The organism is Haloechinothrix sp. LS1_15 (genome assembly GCF_033042135.1).
In the GTDB taxonomy this organism is placed as follows: Bacteria; Actinomycetota; Actinomycetes; order Mycobacteriales; family Pseudonocardiaceae; genus Haloechinothrix.
Genome location: NZ_WBXM01000013.1, coordinates 91,713 through 114,837, shown reverse-complemented (window position 1 = coordinate 114,837; position 23,125 = coordinate 91,713). Strand labels below are relative to the sequence as shown.

The 23,125-nt window shown below is 69.6% G+C and carries 22 protein-coding genes, 1 tRNA gene and 2 pseudogenes; 5 read left to right on the top strand and 20 right to left on the bottom strand.

Annotated features, from left to right (window positions below; all coding sequences use genetic code 11):
• Positions 1-9 precede the first annotated feature (9 nt).
• A complete protein-coding gene (gene glp, locus F8178_RS17785; RefSeq protein WP_317495967.1) occupies positions 10-1,389 on the bottom strand; it encodes a gephyrin-like molybdotransferase Glp in 1,380 nt (459 codons plus the stop codon).
• The gene (locus tag F8178_RS17780; RefSeq protein WP_317495966.1) at positions 1,386-2,306 is read right to left on the bottom strand and encodes a UTP--glucose-1-phosphate uridylyltransferase; all 921 of its coding nucleotides are present in this window, start codon (positions 2,304-2,306) and stop codon (positions 1,386-1,388) included. Before F8178_RS17780 ends, glp begins: the two co-directional genes overlap by 4 nt.
• Before the next feature lie 24 nt (positions 2,307-2,330).
• On the opposite strand from F8178_RS17780, the gene F8178_RS17775 reads away from it, so the two are divergent.
• The gene (locus F8178_RS17775) at positions 2,331-3,050 is read left to right on the top strand and encodes a 5-formyltetrahydrofolate cyclo-ligase (RefSeq protein ID WP_317495965.1); all 720 of its coding nucleotides are present in this window, start codon (positions 2,331-2,333) and stop codon (positions 3,048-3,050) included.
• A gap of 49 nt (positions 3,051-3,099) precedes the next feature.
• Positions 3,100-3,306: pseudogene (locus F8178_RS17770) on the top strand (FmdB family zinc ribbon protein); the annotation flags it as partial.
• A 14-nt stretch (positions 3,307-3,320) separates the two neighbouring features.
• On the opposite strand, the gene F8178_RS17765 reads toward F8178_RS17770, so the two are convergent.
• Positions 3,321-3,602 (bottom strand): hypothetical protein, encoded by a 282-nt coding sequence (locus F8178_RS17765; RefSeq protein WP_317495992.1) that lies wholly within the window; start codon positions 3,600-3,602, stop codon positions 3,321-3,323.
• A gap of 137 nt (positions 3,603-3,739) precedes the next feature.
• Between F8178_RS17765 and F8178_RS17760 the strand changes: the two genes are divergently transcribed.
• Both F8178_RS17760 and mscL read left to right on the top strand, forming a co-directional pair.
• Positions 3,740-4,426 carry an SAF domain-containing protein gene (locus tag F8178_RS17760; protein ID WP_317495964.1) on the top strand — a complete coding sequence of 229 codons (687 nt, stop codon included), beginning with the start codon at positions 3,740-3,742 and terminating at the stop codon, positions 4,424-4,426.
• A gap of 135 nt (positions 4,427-4,561) precedes the next feature.
• Positions 4,562-4,957, top strand: coding sequence for a large-conductance mechanosensitive channel protein MscL (gene mscL, locus F8178_RS17755; RefSeq protein WP_317495963.1), 396 nt, complete (start codon positions 4,562-4,564; stop codon positions 4,955-4,957).
• A gap of 46 nt (positions 4,958-5,003) precedes the next feature.
• Here the strand turns inward: mscL and F8178_RS17750 are convergent, their stop codons facing one another.
• The 5 genes from F8178_RS17750 to F8178_RS17730 form a co-directional block, all read right to left on the bottom strand.
• Complete coding sequence (locus tag F8178_RS17750) at positions 5,004-5,507, bottom strand: MogA/MoaB family molybdenum cofactor biosynthesis protein (protein WP_317495990.1); 504 nt, start codon at positions 5,505-5,507, stop codon at positions 5,004-5,006.
• A 72-nt stretch (positions 5,508-5,579) separates the two neighbouring features.
• Entirely contained in the window at positions 5,580-6,953 is a 1,374-nt protein-coding gene (locus F8178_RS17745; RefSeq protein WP_317495962.1) for a trypsin-like peptidase domain-containing protein, read from the bottom strand.
• A gap of 177 nt (positions 6,954-7,130) precedes the next feature.
• The gene (locus tag F8178_RS17740; RefSeq protein WP_317495961.1) at positions 7,131-8,561 is read right to left on the bottom strand and encodes a HAMP domain-containing sensor histidine kinase; all 1,431 of its coding nucleotides are present in this window, start codon (positions 8,559-8,561) and stop codon (positions 7,131-7,133) included.
• On the bottom strand, positions 8,558-9,253 hold the full coding sequence (locus F8178_RS17735) for a response regulator transcription factor (RefSeq protein ID WP_317495960.1): 696 nt from the start codon (positions 9,251-9,253) through the stop codon (positions 8,558-8,560). Before F8178_RS17735 ends, F8178_RS17740 begins: the two co-directional genes overlap by 4 nt.
• A gap of 75 nt (positions 9,254-9,328) precedes the next feature.
• The gene (locus F8178_RS17730) at positions 9,329-9,979 is read right to left on the bottom strand and encodes a response regulator transcription factor (RefSeq protein WP_317495959.1); all 651 of its coding nucleotides are present in this window, start codon (positions 9,977-9,979) and stop codon (positions 9,329-9,331) included.
• Between the two features lie 162 nt (positions 9,980-10,141).
• Here F8178_RS17730 and F8178_RS17725 point away from each other — a divergent pair.
• A tRNA-Arg gene (locus F8178_RS17725) sits at positions 10,142-10,214 on the top strand.
• 374 nt (positions 10,215-10,588) lie between these two features.
• On the opposite strand, the gene F8178_RS17720 is transcribed toward F8178_RS17725, so the two are convergent.
• From F8178_RS17720 to F8178_RS17670, 12 genes and pseudogenes are all read right to left on the bottom strand, one after another.
• The gene (locus F8178_RS17720) at positions 10,589-14,839 is read right to left on the bottom strand and encodes a DEAD/DEAH box helicase (RefSeq protein ID WP_317495958.1); all 4,251 of its coding nucleotides are present in this window, start codon (positions 14,837-14,839) and stop codon (positions 10,589-10,591) included.
• A gap of 46 nt (positions 14,840-14,885) precedes the next feature.
• On the bottom strand, positions 14,886-17,288 hold the full coding sequence (locus F8178_RS17715; protein WP_317495957.1) for a prolyl oligopeptidase family serine peptidase: 2,403 nt from the start codon (positions 17,286-17,288) through the stop codon (positions 14,886-14,888).
• 154 nt (positions 17,289-17,442) lie between these two features.
• Positions 17,443-18,816, bottom strand: coding sequence for a hypothetical protein (locus F8178_RS17710; RefSeq protein WP_317495956.1), 1,374 nt, complete (start codon positions 18,814-18,816; stop codon positions 17,443-17,445).
• Positions 18,817-19,113: 297 nt separating this feature from the next.
• Complete coding sequence (locus F8178_RS17705) at positions 19,114-20,043, bottom strand: MBL fold metallo-hydrolase (protein WP_317495955.1); 930 nt, start codon at positions 20,041-20,043, stop codon at positions 19,114-19,116.
• Between the two features lie 39 nt (positions 20,044-20,082).
• Positions 20,083-20,214: a hypothetical protein gene (locus F8178_RS17700; RefSeq protein ID WP_317495954.1), complete on the bottom strand. Its 132-nt coding sequence runs from the start codon at positions 20,212-20,214 to the stop codon at positions 20,083-20,085.
• 7 nt (positions 20,215-20,221) lie between these two features.
• A complete protein-coding gene (locus tag F8178_RS17695; RefSeq protein ID WP_317495953.1) occupies positions 20,222-20,515 on the bottom strand; it encodes a WS/DGAT domain-containing protein in 294 nt (97 codons plus the stop codon).
• 59 nt (positions 20,516-20,574) lie between these two features.
• A pseudogene (locus tag F8178_RS20460) lies at positions 20,575-20,676 on the bottom strand (DUF1707 domain-containing protein); the annotation flags it as partial.
• 142 nt (positions 20,677-20,818) lie between these two features.
• Positions 20,819-21,802 carry a M56 family metallopeptidase gene (locus tag F8178_RS17690; protein ID WP_317495952.1) on the bottom strand — a complete coding sequence of 328 codons (984 nt, stop codon included), beginning with the start codon at positions 21,800-21,802 and terminating at the stop codon, positions 20,819-20,821.
• A complete protein-coding gene (locus F8178_RS17685; protein WP_317495951.1) occupies positions 21,799-22,167 on the bottom strand; it encodes a BlaI/MecI/CopY family transcriptional regulator in 369 nt (122 codons plus the stop codon). The genes F8178_RS17690 and F8178_RS17685 overlap by 4 nt, the downstream gene beginning before the upstream one ends.
• A 34-nt stretch (positions 22,168-22,201) precedes the next feature.
• Positions 22,202-22,492 carry a hypothetical protein gene (locus F8178_RS17680; RefSeq protein WP_317495950.1) on the bottom strand — a complete coding sequence of 97 codons (291 nt, stop codon included), beginning with the start codon at positions 22,490-22,492 and terminating at the stop codon, positions 22,202-22,204.
• A 17-nt stretch (positions 22,493-22,509) separates the two neighbouring features.
• Complete coding sequence (locus F8178_RS17675; RefSeq protein WP_317495949.1) at positions 22,510-22,752, bottom strand: hypothetical protein; 243 nt, start codon at positions 22,750-22,752, stop codon at positions 22,510-22,512.
• 28 nt (positions 22,753-22,780) lie between these two features.
• Entirely contained in the window at positions 22,781-23,092 is a 312-nt protein-coding gene (locus F8178_RS17670) for a hypothetical protein (protein WP_317495948.1), read from the bottom strand.
• Positions 23,093-23,125: the final 33 nt, after the last annotated feature.

The window sequence follows — 23,125 nt, the reverse complement described above, 5'->3', positions numbered from 1 at the left end:
GCGCCATTCCTACCCGTTCTGCGCGAGGAACGTCACCTGCACCTCGTCCCCTGCGGGCACCTCGGTCTGCATCTCCCCCACGGTGATCAGGCAGTTCGCCTCGGCCAGCGAGGCGAGCAGGTGCGAGCCGGAGATACCGAGTGGCTGGACCAGGTACTCTCCGTTGCTCTCGTCCCGCATGAGCTGTCCCCGAAGGTAGCCCTTCCAGCCCTGGGGCGAGCTGACCGGCGACAGCAGCCGTGCCGTGATCACCCGGCGATGCGGCTTGCGCGACCCCCTGGCCACCCTGATCAGCGGCCGGATGAACACCTCGAACACAACCAGCGCGCTCATCGGGTTGGCCGGGAGAAGGAAGGTCGGCACCGCATCGGGCCCGAGCTGACCGAACCCCTGTCCGTCACCGGGGTGCATCGCCACCCGCGTCATGTCGATCTTGCCGAGGTCGGCGAGCGCCGCGCGAACATCGTCGCTGGCACTGCCTCCGGCACCACCGGCGATCACCACGACCTCCGACATGAGCAGCCTGCCCTCGACGACCTCGCGCAGCGTCGCGGAGTCGGTCGAGGCGATCCCGATCCTGGTCACCTCGGCCCCAGCGTCGCGCCCGGCCGCTGCCAGCGCGTAGGAGTTCACGTCGTAGACCTGGCCGACGTTGGGCGTGCGATCGATGTCGACCAGCTCGTCGCCCACCGAGATCACCGACACCCTCGGCCGGGGGTAGACGAGTACCTTGGCACGGCCTACCGCAGCGAGCAGGCCTACCTGCGCCGAGCCGATGATGTCACCCGCCCGTACCGCCACATCGCCGATCTGCACGTCCTCGCCCGTCCGGCGGACGTTCGCCGCGGACGGCACGGTGCGGGTCACGGTGAGCCTGGCCGGGTTGGTGTCGGCCTCGGTACGCGGGATCACGGCATCGGCCAGCGTCGGCAGCGGCGCGCCGGGCGCCACCCAGACGGCCTGGCCGGGCTGCAACCGACGCGGCTGCTGGGAACCGGCCGGGATCTCACCCACCACGGGGAGCTCGACCGGCTCGGACTCGGAAGCCGTGCGCACATCCACGCTGCGTATCGCGAACCCGTCCACCTCCGCCTGGTCGAATGAGGGCAGGGCGGTCTCGGCGATCACTTCCTCGGCACACAGCAACCCCTGGGACTCCGAAATGGCCGCCCGCACCGGGCTCGGTCGCACGGCGGCGTCGAGTACCCGGCGTAGCTGCTCGTCGACCGGGCGGAACCCACCGTCCTCTTCGGCTCCGCGGCTTCCGACGCCCGCGGTCGCACCGGGAGCCGACAGCGACCCGCCCGCGTCGTCCGGCCGCGAGTCGTGTGCCGTGTCGGTGTGCTGATCGACACCGGGGTTGTCGGCTTCCGGGTCAGGTGCACTCATCGTGTCGCGCTCTCGATTCGTTCGGTCAACCAACTCCGTAGTTCCGGACCGTACTCCGGATCCTCCAGGGCACTGTCCACCGACGCCTTCAGGAATCCGGACGGATTACCCAGATCGTGCCTACCGCCACGGTGCACCACCACGTGCACCGGGTGTCCCTTCTCGATCAGCAACGCGACGGCGTCGGTCAGCTGTAGCTCACCTCCCGCTCCCGGAGAGATCCGGCCAAGTGCGTCGAAGATCTCCCTGTCGAGGACATAGCGACCAACGGCAGCCAAAGTGGACGGCGCCTCCTCTGGGCGCGGCTTCTCGACCATGCCGTGCACCTTCTTGACATCGGCATCCCCGGTGTCGGAGACATCGAACGATCCGTACGCCGAGATCTCCTCGCGCGACACCTCGAAAGCGCACAGCACGCTGCCACCGTACGCCTCGCGCACCGCCGTCATGCGCCGCAACACACCGGTCGGCACCACCAGGTCATCGGGCAGCAGCACGGCGACCGCGTCGTCCGTCCCGCGCAGCACGGGTTCGGCGCAGGCGACCGCATGCCCGAGCCCGAGCGGCTCCCGCTGCTCGGCCTTGGCGACTTCGAGCAGGCCGGAGGCGCGGCGCACCTTCTCGAGCAGCGTCGTCTTGCCTTTCGCCGCCAGCTGCTCCTCCAGGTCGGGGGACGGCTGGAAATAGTCGACGACCGCCTGCTTGGTGGGCGAGGTCACGATGACAAGGCGCCCGGCGCCGGACTCCGCGGCTTCGGCTGCCACGAGCTCGATACCGGGCGTGTCCATAACAGGCAGCAGCTCCTTGGGAACCGCTTTCGTCGCAGGCAGGAAGCGGGTGCCGAGCCCGGCGGCAGGCACGATGGCGGTCCGGATGGTGTGTTCGCTCGTCGTACGGTCGGTGCGTTGGCCCGTCATAACCTGAAAGCCTAACCTGACCACGTGAGTTCAGCCGACAATTCAGCCGAGAGTCCAGTAGGCGGTTACCCCGGCGCCCCGGGTGCGCCCGCGCACGGCGGCGACCTCCGAGACAACGCCAGGGACAAGTCCCAGTGGCGCGCGCTCGTACGCGACCAGCGTGACAAGGTGCCGCCGGACACCCGGACCGCCGAGGCCGAGGCGCTGACGAAAGCGGTGTGCTCACCCGACATCGCCGGTGCCGCGCACACGGTGTGCGGCTACGTGCCCTTCGGGTCGGAGCCCGGTTCGCTGGCGCTGCTCGACGCATTGCTCAGCGTGCACGTCCAGGTGTTGCTGCCGGTCATCCCGGAACGTGCCGGCCCGCTGGACTGGGCGCCGTACACCGGCCCCTCCTCGCTGCGAGACGGGCCGATCAGCGGCCTCAAGGAGCCCGCTGCCGACACGCTCGGCAGCGCCGCGATCAGCCGTGCCGAGGTGGTGCTCGTGCCCGCGCTCGCGGTGGACCGCTCGGGAGTCCGCCTCGGCAAGGGCGGCGGTTACTACGACCGGTCACTTCCGCTGGCCGCGCCGGAGACCGAGCTCATCGCCGTGGTGCGCGACACGGAGCTGGTCGACGAGCTTCCCACCGAGCCGCACGACGTCCGGATGACCGGCGCACTGACGCCCGGATACGGACATGTCCGGCTGCCAGCCGGGGGCACGCGACCAGGAGACAGGGCTAGCGGTGTGACCAATCCCTGATTGCGCCCGCGCGCGGGATCCCGCATCATGGATTTAGCACTCTGACGTCGTGAGTGCTAAAGCTTGTGGACAGGCTGGCCGCGTCAGCGGGCCATCGAGCACGACAGGAGCGCACGTGCCCACATACCAGTACGCTTGCAAGGCGTGTGACCACCAGTTCGAGACCGTACAGTCGTTCTCCGAGCCGAGCCTGACGGACTGCCCGGAATGCTCGGGGACCTTGCGGAAGCTGTTCGGCTCGGTCGGGGTGATCTTCAAGGGAAGCGGTTTCTATCGCAACGACTCCCGCTCCGGCTCGTCCGGGAGCTCGACGTCGGCCACGTCCTCGGAAAAGTCCGAGACCTCCAGCAACGGTTCCACCAACGGGTCGAGCAACGGTTCGTCCGGGTCGTCGGGAACCTCCGACTCGTCTGGCTCCTCCGGCTCCTCCAGCAGCAACGGCAGCTCCAACGGCTCCACGACGAACTCCTCCAGCGCCACCGCGGCAGCCACGTCGTCCTGATCGGCTGCTGACCTGCCGGAGGCACCCCGGCCCGAGTTCCCCGTAGACACGGGGTGTCCACAACCGGGCCGTTGTCCACAACGGTGAGCGCTGGCCCTGTCACCCGCCGGTGACCCTTCCTACCGTCGGTCGTCGACACCGGATCCATCCGGTACGACAGATCCGAGGCAGGAAGCGACCACCAGCCATGCCCTACGCCGCACACGATCCCTGCGCCAGCGGGCGCTGGCGCAGGCTCCGGCGCCGCGTGCTCGTCACCGGCCTGCCACGCAGCGTGCTACTCCGCCGTGTACTGGCCGTACTGCTGTTCGCGCTCGCAGGGGGCCTGGCGCTCGTCCCCGGCGAGGCCGAACCGGAACCCTCCGCACCGGTGCTGATCACCGCCGACGACCTGGAAGCGGGTCAGCTACTGGCCCGTGCCGACGTGCGCGTCGCGCAGGTGCCCGAACGCGTGGCGCCGGCGGGTGCGCTGGACTCCCCCGATGACGCCACCGGCCGCGTGCTCACCAGTGCCGCCCGCGCAGGCGAACCACTGACCGACGCGCGCCTCGTCGGCCGCTCCGGTGGCACCCTCGCAGGCAGGCCCGGCACGGTCGCCGTCCCGCTGCGGTTACCGGACGGCGCGATCACCGACCTGCTCCATCCCGGCGCCACGGTCGACGTCGTCGCGCTGGACACCGCCGAACAGGCTGGCGAGGCGATCGCACAGGACGCGACAGTACTGACCATCACAAGCGGCGAGCAGGAGCCCACCGGCCCCGTCGCTACCCCTGGGGCGTCCGGACCCCTCGTACTGCTGGCGCTCGACGAGGACATCGCGCCCGACGTCGCTGCCGTGTCGCTGCAGCACCCCATCACGGTTACGCTGCGTTAACGCACGTCGGTACCAGTCAGTGCTGGTTGGTGCTGGCTGGTGCTGGCTGGTGCTGGCTGGTGCTGGCCAGCGAGCCGGACAGCGCCTACGTCGGGCAACCACCCGACCGGCGTCGCACATGTGGGAGGTCAGACCGTGTTGAGCGGGTTCAAAGAGTTCCTGATGCGCGGAAACGTAGTGGATCTCGCCGTCGCCGTGGTGATCGGCACGGCGTTCACCGCCGTCGTCACCTCGTTCACCGACAGCTTGATCCAGCCCCTGATCACCGCCATGGGCGGCGAGGACGCCGTCGAAGGTCTGGGTTTCCGCATCCTGGCGGACAATCCGGAGACCTTCGTCGACTTCGGGGCGGTGCTCAACGCGGCCGTCAACCTGCTGATCGTGGCCGCGGTGGTGTACTTCCTCGTGGTGGTGCCGATGCAGCGAGTGCAGCAGCGCAAGGCCGCCGCACGGCAGGACGAGCCCGCCGAGCCGAGCGAGGCGGAACTGCTCACCGAGATCCGCGACCTGCTCCGACAGCGCGCGAGCTGATGCGGGCCGATGCGCGCACCGGCCCGCGCCAGGGAAAGCCGTGACCTCAGTTCTCCTGCACGCGCCCGGCCAGCTCCTCGATCACGTGCGGCACCATCGCCGACAGCGTCGCCATGCCGTCGCGGACCGCCGCGCGGGACCCGGCCAGGTTGACGACCAGCGTGCTGCCGGACACGCCGGCCAGCCCGCGCGAGATTCCCGCATCCACCGCACCCGCCGCCAGGCCGGACGAGCGCAACGCCTCACCGATACCCGGGATCGGCCGGTCAAGCACGCTCTCGGTGGCATCCGGTGTCACGTCTCGTGGCGAAACGCCGGTTCCGCCGACCGTGACCACCAGGTCCGCGCCGCCGATCACGGCGGTGTTGAGCGCGTTGCGGATCGCGACGGTCTCGGCGTGCACGGTCACCGTCCCGTCGACGATGAAGCCGCCCTCTTCCAGCAGTTCGGTGACAAGGGGGCCAAGGTTGTCATCCCGCTCACCGTGGGCGATCCGGTCGTCGACCACGACCACGAGGGCACGACCGAGACGCTGGGCGCTACGTTCCATGGCGCCTACCGTAGCGACTCGATCGGACATCGGCTCGGTGCGTTGCTCCACACCGGTGTCGTACAGCATGCGTTACTCCCCTTCCGCGGGCTGACCGCCCAGTGTGACCTCGATGGTGGTGTCGTCGCCCACGGTCATGCTGACCGTGTCGCCTGGCGCGCGCGTGCGGATCTCCGCCACGAGAGCGTCGGCGTCGGCGACCGGCCGGTCGTCGATCCTGGTGATGACATCGCCCTCGTTCAACCCGGCTTCCTCGGCTGGCGAATCCGGCATGACCTCCTCGATAGTGGCACCGCCGTCCCGCGCGTTGCTCACCATGGCCCCGATGAAGGTCTGCGTGGCCTGGCCGGTGTCGATGATCTCCTCGGCGATGCGCCGCGCCTGGTCGATCGGGATCGCGAAACCGATGCCGACGTTGCCCTGCGTCCCGCCGAAGGCCTGGCCGGGGCTGTAGATCGCGGAATTGATGCCGATCACGCGTCCCGACATGTCCGCGAGCGGGCCGCCGGAGTTGCCGGGATTGATCGCCGCGTCCGTCTGGATCGCGTTCATCACGGTCTCCTGGTCACCCTCGGCGCCGCCCGCACGCACCGGCCGGTCGAGTGCGCTGATGATGCCCGAGGTCACGGTGCCGGACAGCGCGAACGGCGAACCGATCGCCACCACGTCCTGCCCGACGTTGAGGTCATCCGACCGCCCCAGCTCGACCGGCGTGAGGTTGCCGACGCCGCGAGCCCTGATCACCGCGATGTCCGTGGTCGGGTCGTGGCCTACCAGGGTCGCCGTGGCCTGGCTACCGTCGTGGAAGTGCACCCGGATCCTGGCCTCGTCGCCACCGGGAGCCACCACGTGACTGTTGGTCATGATGTAGCCGTCGTCGCTGATGACGAACCCGGAGCCTTCCCCGGCACGACCACCACCGGCGACCTGCAACTGCACCACGCTCGGCGAGACCTCTTGCGCCACGGCTTCCACTGAGCCCTCCGGCGCGTCACCGGTGCGTTCGGCAGGCGGAGGCTGGTTCAGCGAGCTGGTGCCGCCCGTTACCCCGTCACCTCCCGCCGTGACGATCCCCCCGACCGCGCCAGCGGCACCACCGGCGACCAGCGCCAGCGCCGTCACCACCACCAGCAGTGCCCTGCTGTAACGGCGTTGGTCACCGCCACCGGCGGCCGACGGGTAGTAGCCACCCGGCATGCCGTAGGCGCCCTGCCCCTGTGCCGCGGGCATGGGCTGCACACCGCCGTACGCCTGATAGCCGTATCCGAAAGGAACATGCTGCTGCTCAGCCTCGCGAGCCTCGTACGCCTGACGTGACCAGGGGTTGGGAGGCCCGGCTCCGGCCGAGGAGCCGGTGCGGCCTGGGGTGTCGGTGCTCTCCCCGTACGGCCACGCCTGCTCACGGCCCTCCTCGCCGCCGCGCGCGTCCCGATCGTTCTCGTTCATGTCACCACCCTGCACGCCGGGCCTGAGAGCCCGCTGAGTCGGACCTGTGCGCTCACCGTGAACCGATGTTGTCTCTCCCCAGTGTCCCGCTTCCTCGCGATGATCACACACCCGCTGGGTAGCGCGTGCCCCGGTGGACGCCGAGCACCGACACGGATGTCCGGTCCGGACACCGCCTCACCCTCCTGGCGCGCCGGGAACGCGAAGGCTGAACACCGCTCCACCTTCCGGTGCGTTGGCGGCCCACACCGCACCGCCGTGACGCTCGGCCGCTTGCTTCACGATCGCCAGTCCCAGCCCTGACCCGGGAAGGGCACGCGCCTCCGAGGATCGATAGAAGCGGTCGAACACGTGCGGCAGATCAGCCTGCGCGATTCCCGGGCCGGAGTCGGCGACCTGCAACACGGCGCTGCCGTCGCCGACGGCTTGCAGCCGGACCCGCACCGTGCCGCCCTCCGAGGAGAACTTCACGGCATTGTCCAGCAGGTTGAGCACAGCTCGCTCCAGCACATTGGGGTCACCCGCCAGGATCCACGGCTGCAACGTCACGTCGAACCGGGTATCCCCTGCGCGCCTGCGGGCCCGATCCAGCGCCCGCTCGACCACCTCGACCAGGTCGACCCGCTCCTGGACGGCATGGGGATTGTCGGCTCGCGCGAGCAAGGACAGGTCACCGATCAGCTGGGTCAGCTCGTCGAGTTGCGCCCGGATGTCGTTCTCGATCTCCTCCCTGTCCTGCTCGGCCAGTTCGGGGGCGTCGGATCTACCCGCCGCGAGCAGCAGCTCCAGGTTCGTCCGTAACGACGTCAACGGTGTGCGCAGCTCGTGGCCCGCATCGGCGACGAGCTGGCGTTGTCGCTGCTGCGCATCGGCAACCGCGGCGAGCATAGTGTTGAAGCTGTGGGTCAGGCGCGCCAGCTCGTCGTCACCGGAGACCGGGATCGGGCGCAGATCCCCCGTGTTGGCCACCCGCTCGGTCGCCGCCGTCAGCCGCTCCACCGGTCGCAGTCCGCCACGCGCCACGGCCGTGCCTGCCAGCGCCGCGACGACGATGCCGGAGCCGCCGATTACGAACAGCACCACGGCCAACGCGCCGAGGCTGCGGCGGGTGTCGTCGAGCGACTGGGCCACCACCAATGCCACCCCGTCGGCGTACTCGTACGGCACGCTGAGCACCCGCATGTCGCTGCCGCCGTCGGTGCGGATGGACTGGGACGAGGCCCCCGCCGCCACGCTGATCTCCGGCACGTCCACCGGCGGCCTGCCCCCTGGGTGGCGCAGCAGCGAGTCACCACGCGCGTCGACGAGATCGAATCGCACGTCGGCGAGCTGGAACAGGTAGCCGGGAATCTGCTCGCCGCCGGTCTCCATCACCTTGCGGTCGTTGAGCACACTGCTCGCGCGCGCGACCAAGGCGCTATCTACCTGATCGTAGAGGTTGCCGCGCACCGTGACATAGGCCCCGATCGAGACCAGCGCGACCGCACCGGCCACGCAGAGGGCCGCCAACATCGCCACGCGGGAACGCAGCGACCAGCGCTTGGGCGCTTGCGCGGTGGGCACGCCGCTCGGGGGCGCGTGACCACCGGCATGTGCCGGTTGGTTCATGGCGGAGTCTCCCGCAGCACGTAGCCGACCCCACGCACAGTGTGGATCAAGCGCGGCTCCCCGCCTGCCTCGGTCTTGCGCCGCAGGTAGCCGATATACACCTCAAGAGCGTTGCCCGAGGTGGGAAAGTCGTAACCCCACACCTCCTCGAGAATCCGGGTACGGGACAGTACCCGTTTCGGGTTGAGCATCAGCAGTTCCAGCAGGGCGAACTCGGTGCGGGTCAGGCTGATCGCCCGCTCGCCCCTGCTGACCTCCCTGGTAGCAGGGTCGAGGGCGAGGTCGGCGAACCGCAGCGACGGCGCGTTCTCCTCGCTCGCCGCCGCCTCGGCACTGACCCTGCGCAGCAGCGCGCGAAGCCGCGCCAGCAGCTCCTCCAGCGCGAAGGGTTTGGGCAGGTAGTCATCGGCGCCCGCGTCCAGTCCCGAGACCCGGTCGGACACCGTGTCGCGTGCGGTCAGCACCAGAATCGGCAGGTCGTCACCGGCGCTGCGCAGCTTACGAGCGACTTCCAGGCCGTCCAGCCGCGGCATCATCACGTCGAGCACCATCGCGTCCGGCCGGTTCGCGATGATGGCGTCCAGCGCCTGGGTGCCGTCGGAGGCCAGTTCGACGGTGTAACCGTTGAACTCCAGCGAGCGCCGCAGCGACTCGCGGACAGCCCGGTCGTCGTCGACAACGAGAATCCGCATACACACAGTGTTGCGCGCCAGGCTGAGTACTGCCTGAGAGGTGTCGCCGCACCGACCCCAGCGTTGCCCCGAGCCTTACCCCACCCAGCCGCTGCGGTAGGCGAGCAGCGCTGCCTGCACCCGGTTGGCGGCGCCGATCTTGGCAAGCACCGAAGAAACGTAGCCCTTCACGGTCGCTTCGGACAGGAACAGGGTCGCCCCGATCTCGGAGTTGGAAAGACCCTGCGCGATCAGCGTGACGACCTCGCGTTCCCGCTCCGACAGCGAGTCAAGCAGCTCGCGCGCGGGTTCGGCCGCGCGTTGCCCCTCCCGCTGCGCCCGCAGCATGCGCGCCGCCACGCCGGGATCGATCACGGCCCCGCCGTTCGCCAAGTCCCGCAGGGCCTGCACAAGCGATGCCGGTTTGATGTCCTTGAGCAGGAAACCGTTCGCCCCGTGGTGCAGGGCTCGGCTGACGTACTGATCGACGTCGAAGGTGGTCAGCATCGCGACGTTCGGCGGGTTCGGCGCTGCGACGATGTCCGCCAGCGCCTCGATTCCATCGTCGTCGGTGCTCATCTTGATGTCCAGCAGCACCACGTCGGGGCGCCGCCGCAACACCACATCCACCGCACTCGGCCCATCACACGCCTCGCCGACCACCGTGACATCGCTGGCTCCGGACAGCATGGCACGCAGCCCGGAGCGGACGAGCTCCTCGTCATCGGCATACACTACTTTGATCACTTGTGCCTCCGGAAAGCTACGCGGGATCGCCGCTGGCTGATGCCCAGGAGGTTACCGTCTAGTAGAGGTTGTGCAATCCGGAACCGTACGGGCTTAATTCCCTACTTTCGATCCCATGTGTCAGCGTTACACCGACACCGGCTACCCTGGCAGGGCACGCAAGCCCTCGTAGCTCAGCGGATAGAGCAACCGCCTCCTAAGCGGTAGGTCGCAGGTTCGAGTCCTGCCGAGGGCGCCCTTCTGGCCAGCGGGGATACGGCTCGGAGCTCCGTGTACGAGCCGCCGTGGAATCACCTATGGCGCGATAAGCCGCTATGCATCCACCATGGCGCGGGTTAGGAACTCAACGCAGCGGCGGGTACGGGTTCGGTGGAGACACTGCCCAGCGAAGCACTGCGCGTCAAGCTGTACGCGGGGGTTGATCGGGGCGCGGCCACGACCTCACCAAGACCGTCAACGACGCGCCGAGCACGTACCGCGAAGCCACCGCTGGCTGATTCACCCTCGCTGCATCCGGCCGAGAGCCACAACCGCCGCGACGCCGTCGCGGCCGCCAGCCGGCACGGCCCGCTCCCCTGGTCCGGCATCGCTATGTGCCCTTCGCACGCGTCATGACGCGCCGGGAGCCGCCTCGGACGCGCCGTTCTCGGGCGGTACGCCGTCCACGTAGGTGATCGACTCCCTCGGAACCGCCGGCACCCGAGGCCCCGGCAGCACGATGCCGGTCAGGTTGAGCGGATCGGCGGCAGGCAGCCGCACGGTCTCGCCGCCGCGCGGCTCCTTGCGCATCGTGCGCAGCAGGTCAGCCGCTTCCGGGGTGGCGAACTGCTCGCCGGTGAAACCGCTGACGAACCGTCCCCCGCGAACCGTGCCGCGGGCCTCCATACGCCGCAGCGCCCACAGCACCTCGCGCCATGGCACGCCCACGGTGTCGCGGGCCAGCACGTCGCGGACAACCACACCCCACCGGGCGAGCAGCTGCTCGGCGACCGCCTCGGCCAGCTCGTCCTGGTCATCGGTGGCGACCGCGTCCGGCATGAGGGACCACCGCCCCGTCGAGCGGGCGGTAGCGGCGTACCCGCCGCGACGCAGTCCCTTGCGGCCGCGCGGCCGTGCCGTTCGCATCGGCGACAGCAGCGCGCGCAGGGCACTGAACCCGTCAGCGGTCACCAGACCCCTGGCGAGGCCGTCCCACAAGGCTTCGTCGACTTCGCTGGGAAGCCGCCCGGTGAGCGAGGCGAGCTGCGCGGGGAACAGCGCGCCGTGCCTGCCGAGCGCGTCGACCACGTCCCTGGTACGCCCAGGTCCGGGTGCGGCCGGTCCACGTTCACCCCGCGCGGCTTGCAACAGCCAGGCCAGGTCGTCACGCACCGCCAGGGTGATGGGTGTCGCCTTGGACGGGGTCATGCCGCTACGGCGGGGTGCCTGTTCCGCGGCCTGCCCACGCGGCGACAGGCGCCCCCAGGCGATCTCCCCGGACAGGCACAGCGCGTCGAGCCAGTCCGGCCGGTAACCCTCGACCCGAGCGGCCAGGACCTCCTCCCATGCGCCTGCGGCGAGCTCGTAGCCTTGCAGCTGCCCGACAACGGCGAGCACGCCGAGCTTGCCTTCCCGCCGCGCCCCTGGCGCGACATGCTGCCAGCGCAGCAGGAAGCGCATGAACTCCTGCGCGGTGACCGGAGCGATCTCGTGCCGCAGTCGCCTGCGGGTGTAGGCGTGCGCCCTGGCCAGCACCCTCCTGGCGCAGAACTCCTCAGGGCCGTCCGGCGAGGTGAAGTGGCCCCGGAAGGCGAACCCTTCTGCTTCCAGCCGCGCCAGCCCGACCGCGACCACCGCGGTGGCCAGCCCGGTGACGGCACTCAGTTCTCCGACCGTGGTGGGGCCGCGGTAGTCAAGGTGGCCGCGCAGCATCTCCGCGGCGGCGGAGTCGCGCTCGAGGGACACCGCCGACCGTGTCGCGTGCAGATCGGGATCGACGCGGGCATCCGGGAACAGGACCTCGAGCGTCGCCCTCCGCTCCACTGCGGTCCACAGCTGGAACTCGCCGGTATCCACAATGGTCGCCCGGCGTTGGTTCACGAGCTCGTCGAACCAGGAACTCCACGCCGGTTCGGGAGGCAGCCCGAGCACCGTCATCAGCAGGTCGTGCAGTTCGTCGGGACCGGCCGGGTCGGCACGCACCTCGTCGCGTACCCGCTCGACGGCGTCGGCATCCAACGTGGCGAGGTCGCCGGGCTCGACCGGCAGGCCGCGCGGTAGCGGAACGGCGCGGCTGCGGCGCTCTTCGAGCGGCGCGTCGTCGAGGAACGTGAACGGCTGGCCGTTGAGGATCTCGTGCGCCAGCACCGAGGGCTCGGTGGTGTCGCGGACAACCACCCGGATACGACCCGACTCGACCCCGCTGACCAGCTCGGCCAACCCATCCACGTCCATCGTCTCGTGCAAGCAGTCGTAAACGGTCTGCCGGACGAGTGGCTGGTCCGGGATCTCCATGGGGCCGGGTGCGACGTTTTCCTGGCACGCAGCGAGCGTGGGGAACACCGCGGCCATCACATCGTCGGCTTCCATCCGCTGGATCGGCGGAGGGTTCTTCTTTCCTCCGCGCATGCGGGGCACGGCCAGTGAGCGGTTCAGGTTCCACCGCCAGCGCACGGCGAACATCGGCGCGGTGAGCACGGCCTGCCGCACCACGTCCTCGACCGTCGCCGAGGCGAGGAACCCCGGCACATCCTCGAGCGGGAAGCTGTGCTCCAGCCCGAGCGAGAGCAGGATCGCGTTGTCGCTCGCGGCCGCCTGCAACTCGAAATCGAAGTTCACGCAGAATCGCTTGCGCAGTGCCAGTCCGAAGGCACGGTTGAGCCGTGCGCCGAACGGTGCGTGCCCAACCAGCTGCATCCCGCCGCTGTCATCGAAGAAGCGCTCCAAAACGATCGTGTCCGTTGTGGGCAGTGTGCCGAGGGAGGCATAGGCGGCGGCGAGGTAGTGCACGATGGTCTCTGCCGCGTCCACACCAATGCCACATTCCTCACGCAGCCATCGGCAGGCAGCTTCGTGGCTGCCGCTGTCCAGCCGGGATGCGACCTCGGAACGGATCCGTGAGACCTCATCGGACAGTTCGGCCGTGCGTCCAGGGGCCTCGCCGAGCCAGAACGGCACCGACGGCGCTGCGCCCTGCGCGTCGACCACCCGAACGGTGCCTGGTTCGACGCGGCGGATCCGCCAGGAGGTGGAGCCGAGGAGGAACACATCGCCTGCCATGCTCTCCACAGCCCAGTCCTCGTTGACCGTGCCGACGACGGTGCCGTCGGGATCGGCGACTACCCGGTAGTCGCCGGACTCGGGAATCGCCCCGCCCGAGGTCAGCGCGGCCATCCGTGCTCCGCGGCGTGCGCGCAGCCTGCCGTTGACCTCGTCCCGGTGCAGGTAGGCGGCCCTCTTGCCGCGCCCGGTGCGGATTCCCTCGGACACCAGATCCAGGACGGAATCATAGTCCTGTCTGGACAGTTCTGCGAAGGGTGAAGCCCGCCGCACCAGCGCGAACAGGCCGTCCTCCGACCATTCCTCCGCCGCGCATTCGGCGACGATCTGCTGGGCGAGGATGTCCAGCGGTGCTCGCGGGACGAGGATCGCATCCAGCCGTCCCTGCCGCACGCCCCGTAGCAGCGCGGCACTTTCCACAAGCTCGTCACGCGTCGTCGGGTACAGCACACCCTTCGGCACACCGTCGCTGGCGTGGTTGGAGCGGCCGACCCGCTGCAGGAAGGTGGCCAGGCTACGCGGTGAACCGAGCTGGCACACCAGCTCCACCGGGCCGATGTCGATGCCGAGCTCCAGCGATGCGGTCGCCACGAGCGCCCGCAGGTCGCCTGCGCGTAGCCGTGCCTCCACACGCTGGCGGCGATCCTTGGACAGGCTGCCGTGATGCGCGGCGACCGCGTCGTCGCCGAGCCGCTCGGCGAGCTGGTGCGCCACCCGCTCGGCCATCCTGCGGGTGTTGACGAACACCAGGGTGGTGCGGTGCTCGGCCACGTGAGCGGCGATGCGGTCGAGGATCTGGTCCATCTGCTCGGCGGAGGCCACCGCGCCCAGCTCGTCGTCGGGCAGCTCCAGCGTGAGGTCGAGTTGCCGCTGGTGACCGACGTCCACGATCTCGCACCGAGGTGAACCGTCCTGGCGGCTGCGGCGCGGGCCCGCGCCGACGAGGAGCCGGGCCACCACGTCGATGGGGCGTTGGGTGGCCGACAGTCCCACACGCTGGGGACCGTCCTCGCCCTCCGGCGAGCGGGCGATGTGCGAGAGCCGTTCGAGGGTCAACGCCAGGTGGGATCCGCGCTTGTTGCCCGCGACCGCGTAGATCTCGTCGACGATCACCGAGCGGGTCTCCGCGAGCATCCGCCTGCTGCGTTCTGAGGTGACGAGCAGGTAGAGCGACTCCGGCGTGGTGACGAGGATGTGCGGCGGGTGCCGGAGCATCGCCGCGCGCTCGGACGAGGCGGTGTCACCGGTGCGTGCCGCGACCCGGATGTCCGGCGCGGCCAGGCCGAGCTCGGTAGCGACATCCGCGATCTCGCGCAGGGGTTCTTCCAGGTTGTTCCGGATGTCGACGGCGAGCGCCTTCAACGGAGAGACGTACACGACCTGCGTACCGTCGGGCAGGCCGCCCTGCTCATGGGCCCGGTACAGGCGATCGATCTGCACCAGGAAGGCCGCGAGGGTCTTTCCCGTGCCGGTCGGCGCGGCGATGAGGGTATCCGCCCCGTCCGCGATCGCGCGCCAGCCTGCCTCCTGCGGGGCGGTCGGGCCCGCAGGGAACCGCCGCTCGAACCACATGCGCACGGCAGGGTGAAACGCTTCTACCACGTGGTCAGGCTACCCGCACACCCCGACACCGTCAGGCCGTCGCAGGTCAGCGGGCCCACCGGCTCGCTTCCGTCGGCGGCACGAGCACGAACTCCGACTCCCCCGCGACGACGGGCAGCGTGGCACCGTCCCGGCCCGCCATACCGACCCGGTGGCCGTCGCGCAGGATGCGGGTGCCCTGCGGGAATCGCCCGTCGAGCAGCAGCTCCCCGTCGTCGGCTGCCTCGACCGGCACCGTCAGGATCACCTCCGGATCAAGCCGGGCCCGGTCGACATCGATGGTCGCGGCCACCACGTCCGTCAACGTCACGTCCAGCCGGTTCGCCACCTCGATCTCCGGGCGTTCCTGCCAGGAACGCCCGATCGCAGTGTACGGCAGCGGCTCCACACCCGCGTCGTGCTCACGCACCGTCTCCGGCTCACCGACCCCGAATCCCCGGCTGGTCACGTCGACCGTCCCGGCGGCGACCTCGCCGTCGGCGTCGTCGGCGACGGTGACTTCCGAGACCCAGTAGGCGTGATCGGCGACCAGGCCGAGCTCGGCGTCGTCGGCGGCGGGAACCGCCACGAACGTCACGCGCGGTGGATCGCGGTCGACCTCCGCGTCGCCGAGGAACCCGGTGGCCATCGGGATGTCGTAGTCGAGCGCGGCCAGCGTGAGGTGGTCGGCGGCGTAGTTGACGAAGCTGAACCGGTAACCGAACTGGTCGAACCCGTCGATGCCCAGTTCGGGCGCGCCGAGGTTCTGCGCCCGTGGTCCGACGATGGGCACGAGCTGGTCGGCGGTGGCCACGACGTTGAGGAACGGCACGTTGCGGGCATTGGCCAGCCAGGTGTTCGTCAGCGTCTCGGCGCCACCACTGGGCGGCGCTGGCGGAACCCAGATCCCTTCCCCGGGCGGTGCGACCGTGGTAAACGCCGCGCCGAACAGGTCGGGGAACCGGGTGGCCAGCCGGTAGGTGCCGTAGCCGCCCATGGAGTAGCCCGCGCTGGCCGCCCGCTCCGGGTCGAGGTCGTGATGGCGCGCGACGTCGTTCCACACCTCGAACACGTCGTAGGCGGCCTCGTGCTGGTACCAGCCGTCGGTGCCGCGCGCGAGCGGTGTGGCGACGACATGGTCGCGGTCCTCGCCGAGCTGCCGGGTGCCTGCCGAACCGTTGTACTGCCAATGGCGCTGCCCCAGCGAGTGCATGTTCAGGGTGAACCCGTGCGGCGCCTCGCTGCTCGGCACGTACAGCGAATAGGGCTGCAACTGGCTGCGGTAGGCCGGGAACGTGCCCGAGTCCTGGTCGGCGCTGGGCGGACTGTCGTCGAGCCGCTGCCCCTGGCCCACGTCCAGGCGGCTGGGGAAGATCCGCACCATGGTGCCGTGCTCGGGCACGGTGGACCGGTTGTCCCCGGCGGCCAGCGCGTCGAAGTCGAGCTCGTGGGCGAACCGGGTGGGCTTGTTCTCCCGCAGCGCCTCGGCCTGCGCCGTGTCCGGCGGGGTGCTGCGCTCCACGACCGGTTCGTCGAAGCGGAACGCCAGGTTGACGATGCCGGACGGTTCCGGGTTCACCGGGCCTGCCCCGCCCGGGGTGTTCTCGTCGGCGCTGTGTTGGGGGCGCAGCCAGCCGCCGGTGTCGGGATCGTGCAGGCCGGTGGCGACCGTAGCCCGCCAGCTGCCGGAGGGATCGGACACCTCGCGCGGCACGGTGACGGTCAGCTGGGCGGCCTCGACGTCGGTGTCGACCTCGACGGGGATGGTGGCCTGCTCGGCGCCGTCAGCGCCGAAGCGGGTGTGCTCGGCGTCGGTGCCCCACGTGGTGATCACCTCGTCGGTGCCGGGAAACGGCGCGCCGGGGTCGCGGGGCAGCGTGTCGCTGCCGGTGGTCTCGTCGCCGTCGGTGTCGAACGCGATCGCCACGATCGTCGAGTCGGGCTCGAGCAGGGTGTTCAGGGTGATGCGGTAGGCGACCTCGTCGGTGCCCGGAGCGACCCGGAACTCCACCAGGTCGGCGGCGTTGCCCGCGTAGCGTTCCTCGTTGGTGGGGTAGTCGAAGTTGCCGTGCCTGGCCGAGGACCCGTCCGCGCCGGTGCCGTCGGTGTCGGCGCCGTAATCATCGAAGATGTGGTCCTGGTAGAGGTACTCGCCGTCCACGTACGCTTCCGTGCCCGCCACCAGCAACGGTTCGGCCGCGAAACGCGCATCCCGGTTCTCCAGCTGCGGCGCCTCGGGGGCCTCGTCGTAGAGCACCTCCGGTCCCGGCAGGGCGCCGCTGTCCACGGCGGGAAGGGAGTCGGCGACGTCGGGAGCGACCTCAGGGGGTTCCGCAGCCGAGGCCTCCGGTCCCGCTTGCGGCCCTGCGGCGCCGTCCTCGGCTGTGGCGACGGGGGCGGCGAGACCGGCCGCGAGTAACCCGGCGAGCACGGCAGCGGAGAGGCGAGGCAAGCGACGCATGCCGGGCATCCCATCACAGCGTGACCCTCAGGGATAGCTCCAATCGGAGTAACCGACCGGTCGGTATCTCTTGTGGGATCGCGACCGGCCCCGTCGCCCGCACCCGCACGGCGTCGGCGACGGGGCCGGAGACGGGGCCGCTCGCGATCAGTGCGTTCCGCTGTCAGTTCTCCTGGGTCTGCGGGTTGAGGCGGGGCAGTTTCGTGGCGCCTGCCCTCGCGGGATCGCTGAGCCGGAAGATATCGAAGCCACGATCCATGTCGTTGGCATAGATCCAGCCGTTGTACCAGTACGCTGCCCAGTGGCCGACCGGCTCGTCGCGCACCGGATCGTCGGTCGGTGCCGGACGGTAGAACCCGATCTGGGTCGGGTTGGTGGGGTCGTTGTAGTCGATCACCCGGACACCGCCGTTGTACCAGGAGGCCACCATGTACCGGCCCTTGTGGGTCGGGATGTTGTTGAACAGGTGCGCCGAGCAGTACATGCCGATCTCGTCGTCGATCTGGAACGAGCTCAGGAACTCGCCGGTCCGCCGGTCGTAGTACCACAGCTGCCCACTGCCCGAGCCGTCGTCGCAGGTCTGCAGGATCGATTCGTCGCCGAATACGACGACATCACGGTCCTCACTGAACAGCGCTGAGTGGTAGAACTCCACCTCGGGCTCGTTGACCTCCCACAACGGGTTCAGCGTGTCCGGGTTCTCCGGATCCGAGATGTCCCAGACCTGGCCGACGCTGCTGCACGCTGCCGCCATGAGCATGGTCTGCATATCGGCCTGCAGGTCGTGGCAGCCCTGCATCGGGTTGAACCCGAACTGTTCGAGCAAGTCCCAGGTGGGGACGTCGATCGGCACGGTCTTGAGCAGCTCGGCGTTCTCCGGCTGGTGCAGCGGCACCTCCACGATGGAGATCTGGGAGTGCAGCGGGTCATAGCCGAACTCCTCGGCGTTCTCCGGCCCGCACGTCGGCCCGGACCGCGCCGGGTAGCTCGAGACGTAGGCGAGCACGCGGTCACCGTCGGGCACACCGGTGTGGGTGTGTGAGCCGCAGTCGGTGTAGACGGTGCTGACCGGCTGGGGGTGCACGAAACCGTCCTCGTCGGCGGGAGCGGCGAGCACCTCGTCGAGGGTGAAGATCCGCAGGCCCTCCCAGCCGGAGGGGTCGGTGCGGTCCTCGAGTGGTTCCGCGCCGCACTCGTCGGAGGCCATCACGGTGTCGACCGACAGGATGATCACGTCGTTCCAGACCGAGATGTCGTTCTGCGGCCCGGGGCACCAGACATCTGCGAGCACCCTCGGGTTGGCGGGCGAGGATACGTCCATCACCCGGAAGCCGTTGTAGTTACCGGCGAAGGCGAGGTTGCCCTGGAAAGCGAGGTCAGACTGCACCTGCTCACTGGATCTCGGGGTGTTGGACATCAGCCCCATGTTCTGGCTGTGCTCGTCGTCGGAGTGGCCCGCGGCGGCTGGCATCGCCGAGAGCACGAGGAGCCCGACCGAGCACAGGGACAACAGCACGAAGCGTAACCGTCTTTGCATGGCTCGCCATCCTTGTCCTTGTGAGAGGGATGAGAACGACCGCGCGTGCCTGGCCCCGACCGAGCCGAACGACTCCTTCGGTACATATGCGGTACCCGAGGAGTCCTTCGGCTCACCAGTGGCGCGCATCGAACCAGACTGCTCCGCAGCAGCGGCATGTCAATGCCACAACCGACCGACCGGCCTAGCGTGCCCGGAACGGACTATGTGGACATCAACCGTTCAGCCGAACCGGCAGGACCGAACGGGCTCACCCTCACGCACAACGAGTGCACGTGCTGTCTCGCCTGCTGGGAGTCAGGCTTTCGAGCGTAGCGGGCCGCCGAGGTAGGCACGCATGTCGCCGACGATCTCGGGCAACGGCAGCGGCTTGCCGGGATGGTCGGGATCGTCGATCTCCGCGTACGCGCGATGCAGGTTGCCCACGATACGTTCCGCATCGGCCAGGGCGGCGAACTCCGCCAGATCGAGCTCCCTGGCCGCTTCGAGCGGGGTCAACCCACGTTCGTAAGCATCAGCGGCGGCTTCGGCGACGAACTCGAGGTAGCGCCGCACCTCGTCGATCCGCTCGGGACCGCCGACCGGGCCATGCCCGGGAACCAGCACGGGGGCGTCCAGCCGGGCGAGGTCGTCCAACGTCGCGAGCCAGCCGCTGATGCTGCCCTGCACGGCGAACGGGGTCCCCCCGGAGAAGAGCAGGTCACCGCAGAATGCGATGCCGTGCTCGGGCAGGTGCGCCACCACGTCGTTGGTGGTGTGCGCCGGGGTACCGAAATGCCGCAGCTCGATACGGGTGTCTCCGGCGTGGATCGTCAGCGCCTCGGTGAGCGTCACCTCGGGCGGCCGGATAGTGATGTCGCCCCATTCGGGTCCCTCGAAGAAGGCGGTCACAGCGGTTCCGGTGGCGATGACCTCTTCGCGGCACAGTTCGTGTCCGATGATCGCCGTCTCCGGCGGCACCAGGTAGTTGCCGAAGGTGTGATCGGCATGGTGATGGGTGTTGACCAGCGACCGCACCGGCCGTCCCTCGCCGAGCCGCGCCACGGTGTCCATCAGGGCGCGACCACGCTGCTCGGTGCCCGCGTGGTCGATCATCGCCACCGCATCGTCACCGACGATGATCCCGGTGTTGTTCAGAAACCACGTCCCGTCCGGCTGCACGTAGGCGACGACACCGCCTGCCAACGTCTGGGTGTACGGCTCGGTGCCCGCACTGAACTCTGCCATGGATGACCCCCCATACCCCTGTTCGCGGGGACGATGCTACTACACAGACGAGAATCCCGTGGTGCAGTCGCCGCTGATGGCGATGGCCTCGGCAGCGCCGTACACGCAGATGATCGTCGCAGCATCGCCCTGTTCGGGCCACAGCGGCAACACTTTCGCAGCCGCTTTCACACTCTCGTCATGAAGACTGCGAGCTCTGTACGCGAGGCCACCTTCGAGCGCGTGGAGGAGCGGCCTCCTCGCACAGGTGGTCCAGCGTGTCCGCCTCACCGGCGATGATGCCGCCCAGCCGGTCGGCACCGCAGAGTAGCGCGGAGTCGGTGAGAAGGCCGACGTGCACGCTGTCGCGGTAGACGATGATGACCACCGACAGCGCGTGCCCGGGAGACAACGGGGCGATCGGGGTGATCCGCTGAAGCTCGGCACCGTCCAGTCGCAGCGGCACGTCCGGGAACGTCGCGGTGGTGACCATCGCGTCGAACAGCAGCGGCGCTGCCCGGCCGAGAACAGGAGTTGCCAGCCGGTGCGGTCGGAGAACTCGTCGAGCGTGAGCCTGCCGTCACCGGTGTGACGCCGGAGCCGCTCGACGACACGATCGCGGTCGGCATCCGAGGCTCGTATCTCGGGATTCATATGCCACGCCCTTCCGCGCGCACCAGTTAGCGCCCGGTACGACTCGAACCGGAACGACCACCGCGCACCGCGCCCCAGCGTACTACGAATATGCTTAGTATCTATCCGCGACCGCACGTCGACGCCTTCGCTCAGCCGAAAGTCAGGCGAGCGGGAGTACGGTGCAGGCTCCGACCGTGACCGTCGTGCCTGCCACTGCCACCATGCACGCCACAGCGACCATGCGCCTGCGCAGCGCACCGCGCCGTGATTCCGGGCCGGTCCCGCACGGCGCCAGTAGCCGGTTGGCCCGGGCGAGCACGTCATACCCGGACGCCCCGAGCGCCACCGAAGGGTGGCGGCCCTGCTTGCCTTCCGACATGGCCAGCAGGGCGCCCACGAGCGTGGCCTCGCCGTGCGATCGCGCGGCCGCGTCGTCGGCCCGCATCTCGCACAGCCGAGCGACCTCGCGTTCGGCCGCCGGGAAGAGCGGCAACCACGAAAAGGTGCGCCCCAACGCCTTCATCAGGGACAGCAGCAGGTGGTGCCGCCCGGTGAGGTGAGCGCGCTCGTGCGCCAGCACCGCCGCGAGCTCGGCCTGGCTGAGGCTCTCCAGGGCGCCCGTGGTGACCACGACGGTGTCGCGGCGCCCGGCCACGCAGTACGCGGCACGGTCGCCGGTGTCCAGTACGATCGTGTCCTCACCCAGGGCAGGTGCGGGCCGCCCCACCACCCGCACCGCCGCGACATGCTTGCCGCGCGCCCGTCGAACCTGGTGCATCGCACGGCCCACCGACACGCTCAGGTAGCCGAATACACCGAAGCCCGCCGCAGCCACCGCGGCCCACAGCACGCCCACGCTGCCCGCATGCCAGCTGGCCGGGATCGCGCCCAGGCAGGCGGCCGCGTGTCCCCCGGCCAGGCAGTCGCGCGCGACAGGCTCCCATGCACCGGAGGCCACCAGAGCGTGCACACCCGCCATCGCCGCGGCCGCCAGCCAGGCCAACAGGACGCTGAGCGCCGCGCCAAGCCACAGCGCCACGCCGAGCCGGGGGGCGCGTTCAGCGAGAGCGCTGCGCCGCAGCAGGCGCGGCGCGCCCACGGCGACGAGCAGGCCGTAAGCGCCGAGACAGATCGCAGACGTCACTCGCCGCTCCTTTCCAGGAAGCGACCCAGCGCTGCCCGCAGGGCACGCGACTCTTCCGGGCTGGCTTGCTCGACGAAGTGGGTGAACACGGCACCGGCGTCGACGTCCTCGGCGAGCGCCTCGCGCATCAGGTGGGCCGCGTAGGCCTCGCGGCTCATCGTGGGCTCGTAACGCCACGCGCGCCCCGCCCGCTCGCGCCGCAGCCAGCCCTTGTCGTGCAGGATGCCCATCACGGTCATCACCGTGGTGTAGGCGAGGTCGCGCTGCTGCTGGAGCTCCTCGAGAACCTCGCGCACCGTGGCGGGCTCGTCGCGCGACCACATGACATCCATGATCGCCGACTCCAGCTCACCGAACCCGCGCACGCCGCTCCCTCCAGCACACCTGTGGCCCAACTGCCTATCGAGACCCACCGGGCAGGCCATCACCCGCGTCGCGCTTCAGTTCGGCGACCTCCCGGCGCAACCGTGCCACCTCGGCCTCACGTTCGGCTTCCGGTGAACGGTCGTCGTCCTGCCCAGCGGTGCAGGCCGCGTCCGTGCCCCGACGTAGCAGCCACCAGCAGGACAGCGGGCACGCCAGTACCGCGGCGATCACCAGCACCGGCAGCGCCCAGTTGGGATTGATCACCACCGCGATCAGGGCGAGAGCTCCCAGCCCGGCCAGCACCCGCCAGTCGAGACACCGCATCGGCGATCACATCCTCATCACGTGTGCCTGGTTGGCGCATCTGTCGCAGAGTCCCCCCGCTGAGCCTGGCGGAGCTCGGCGAGTTCGGCTCGCAACGCCTCGATTTCGGCGTCCCGTTCCGGACCGTCCCGCCCGTCCGCCTGCTGGGTGCTCGATGAGGCCGAGCTCGATTGCTGCGAGCCGTTCCCGCCGCGCATCATCAGCCACATCATCAGGCCCATCATCGCCGGGCAAGCCAGGATCAGCAGCCAGTACTCCATGCCGGATCTCCTCGCGTCGCGTGTGGTGTCACCGGTCCTGGCCCATCGGCCCACCGTGGGCGCCGCCCATCATCCGCTCGTGCATGCCCTCCATCCCGGGGTTATCCCGCATCATCTCCTCGTGCATGCCCTCCATGCCCGGGTTGTCCTCCATCATTTGCTCGCACATGCGTGTCATGCCGGAGTGGTCGCCGTCCGCCTCGCCGTGCATGCGCTCCATCTCGGCCTGCGGTTCCGGCGCCGGCTCCGGGTCCTCGGCCGAGGCCCACACCGGTACCGCGACCGCGATCATCGCCGCCCCCGCTGCTACCGCCGCGATCGCGTACCTGATTCCGCGCATGCCCACCTCCAGAACGCAACTACTATGTCTTTT

Coding starts and splice junctions, on each gene's coding strand:
- F8178_RS17695 (WP_317495953.1), bottom strand. CDS start 20,515: ATGGTCACCACCGCGACGTTCCCGGACGTGCCGCTGCGACTGGACGGT.
- F8178_RS17735 (WP_317495960.1), bottom strand. CDS start 9,253: ATGCGGATTCTCGTTGTCGACGACGACCGGGCTGTCCGCGAGTCGCTG.
- F8178_RS17715 (WP_317495957.1), bottom strand. CDS start 17,288: ATGCCCGGCATGCGTCGCTTGCCTCGCCTCTCCGCTGCCGTGCTCGCC.
- F8178_RS17680 (WP_317495950.1), bottom strand. CDS start 22,492: ATGCGGTGTCTCGACTGGCGGGTGCTGGCCGGGCTGGGAGCTCTCGCC.
- F8178_RS17760 (WP_317495964.1), top strand. CDS start 3,740: ATGCCCTACGCCGCACACGATCCCTGCGCCAGCGGGCGCTGGCGCAGG.
- F8178_RS17710 (WP_317495956.1), bottom strand. CDS start 18,816: ATGCAAAGACGGTTACGCTTCGTGCTGTTGTCCCTGTGCTCGGTCGGG.
- F8178_RS17670 (WP_317495948.1), bottom strand. CDS start 23,092: ATGCGCGGAATCAGGTACGCGATCGCGGCGGTAGCAGCGGGGGCGGCG.
- F8178_RS17705 (WP_317495955.1), bottom strand. CDS start 20,043: ATGGCAGAGTTCAGTGCGGGCACCGAGCCGTACACCCAGACGTTGGCA.
- F8178_RS17675 (WP_317495949.1), bottom strand. CDS start 22,752: ATGGAGTACTGGCTGCTGATCCTGGCTTGCCCGGCGATGATGGGCCTG.
- glp (WP_317495967.1), bottom strand. CDS start 1,389: ATGAGTGCACCTGACCCGGAAGCCGACAACCCCGGTGTCGATCAGCAC.
- F8178_RS17750 (WP_317495990.1), bottom strand. CDS start 5,507: ATGGAACGTAGCGCCCAGCGTCTCGGTCGTGCCCTCGTGGTCGTGGTC.
- F8178_RS17740 (WP_317495961.1), bottom strand. CDS start 8,561: ATGAACCAACCGGCACATGCCGGTGGTCACGCGCCCCCGAGCGGCGTG.
- F8178_RS17780 (WP_317495966.1), bottom strand. CDS start 2,306: ATGACGGGCCAACGCACCGACCGTACGACGAGCGAACACACCATCCGG.
- F8178_RS17745 (WP_317495962.1), bottom strand. CDS start 6,953: ATGAACGAGAACGATCGGGACGCGCGCGGCGGCGAGGAGGGCCGTGAG.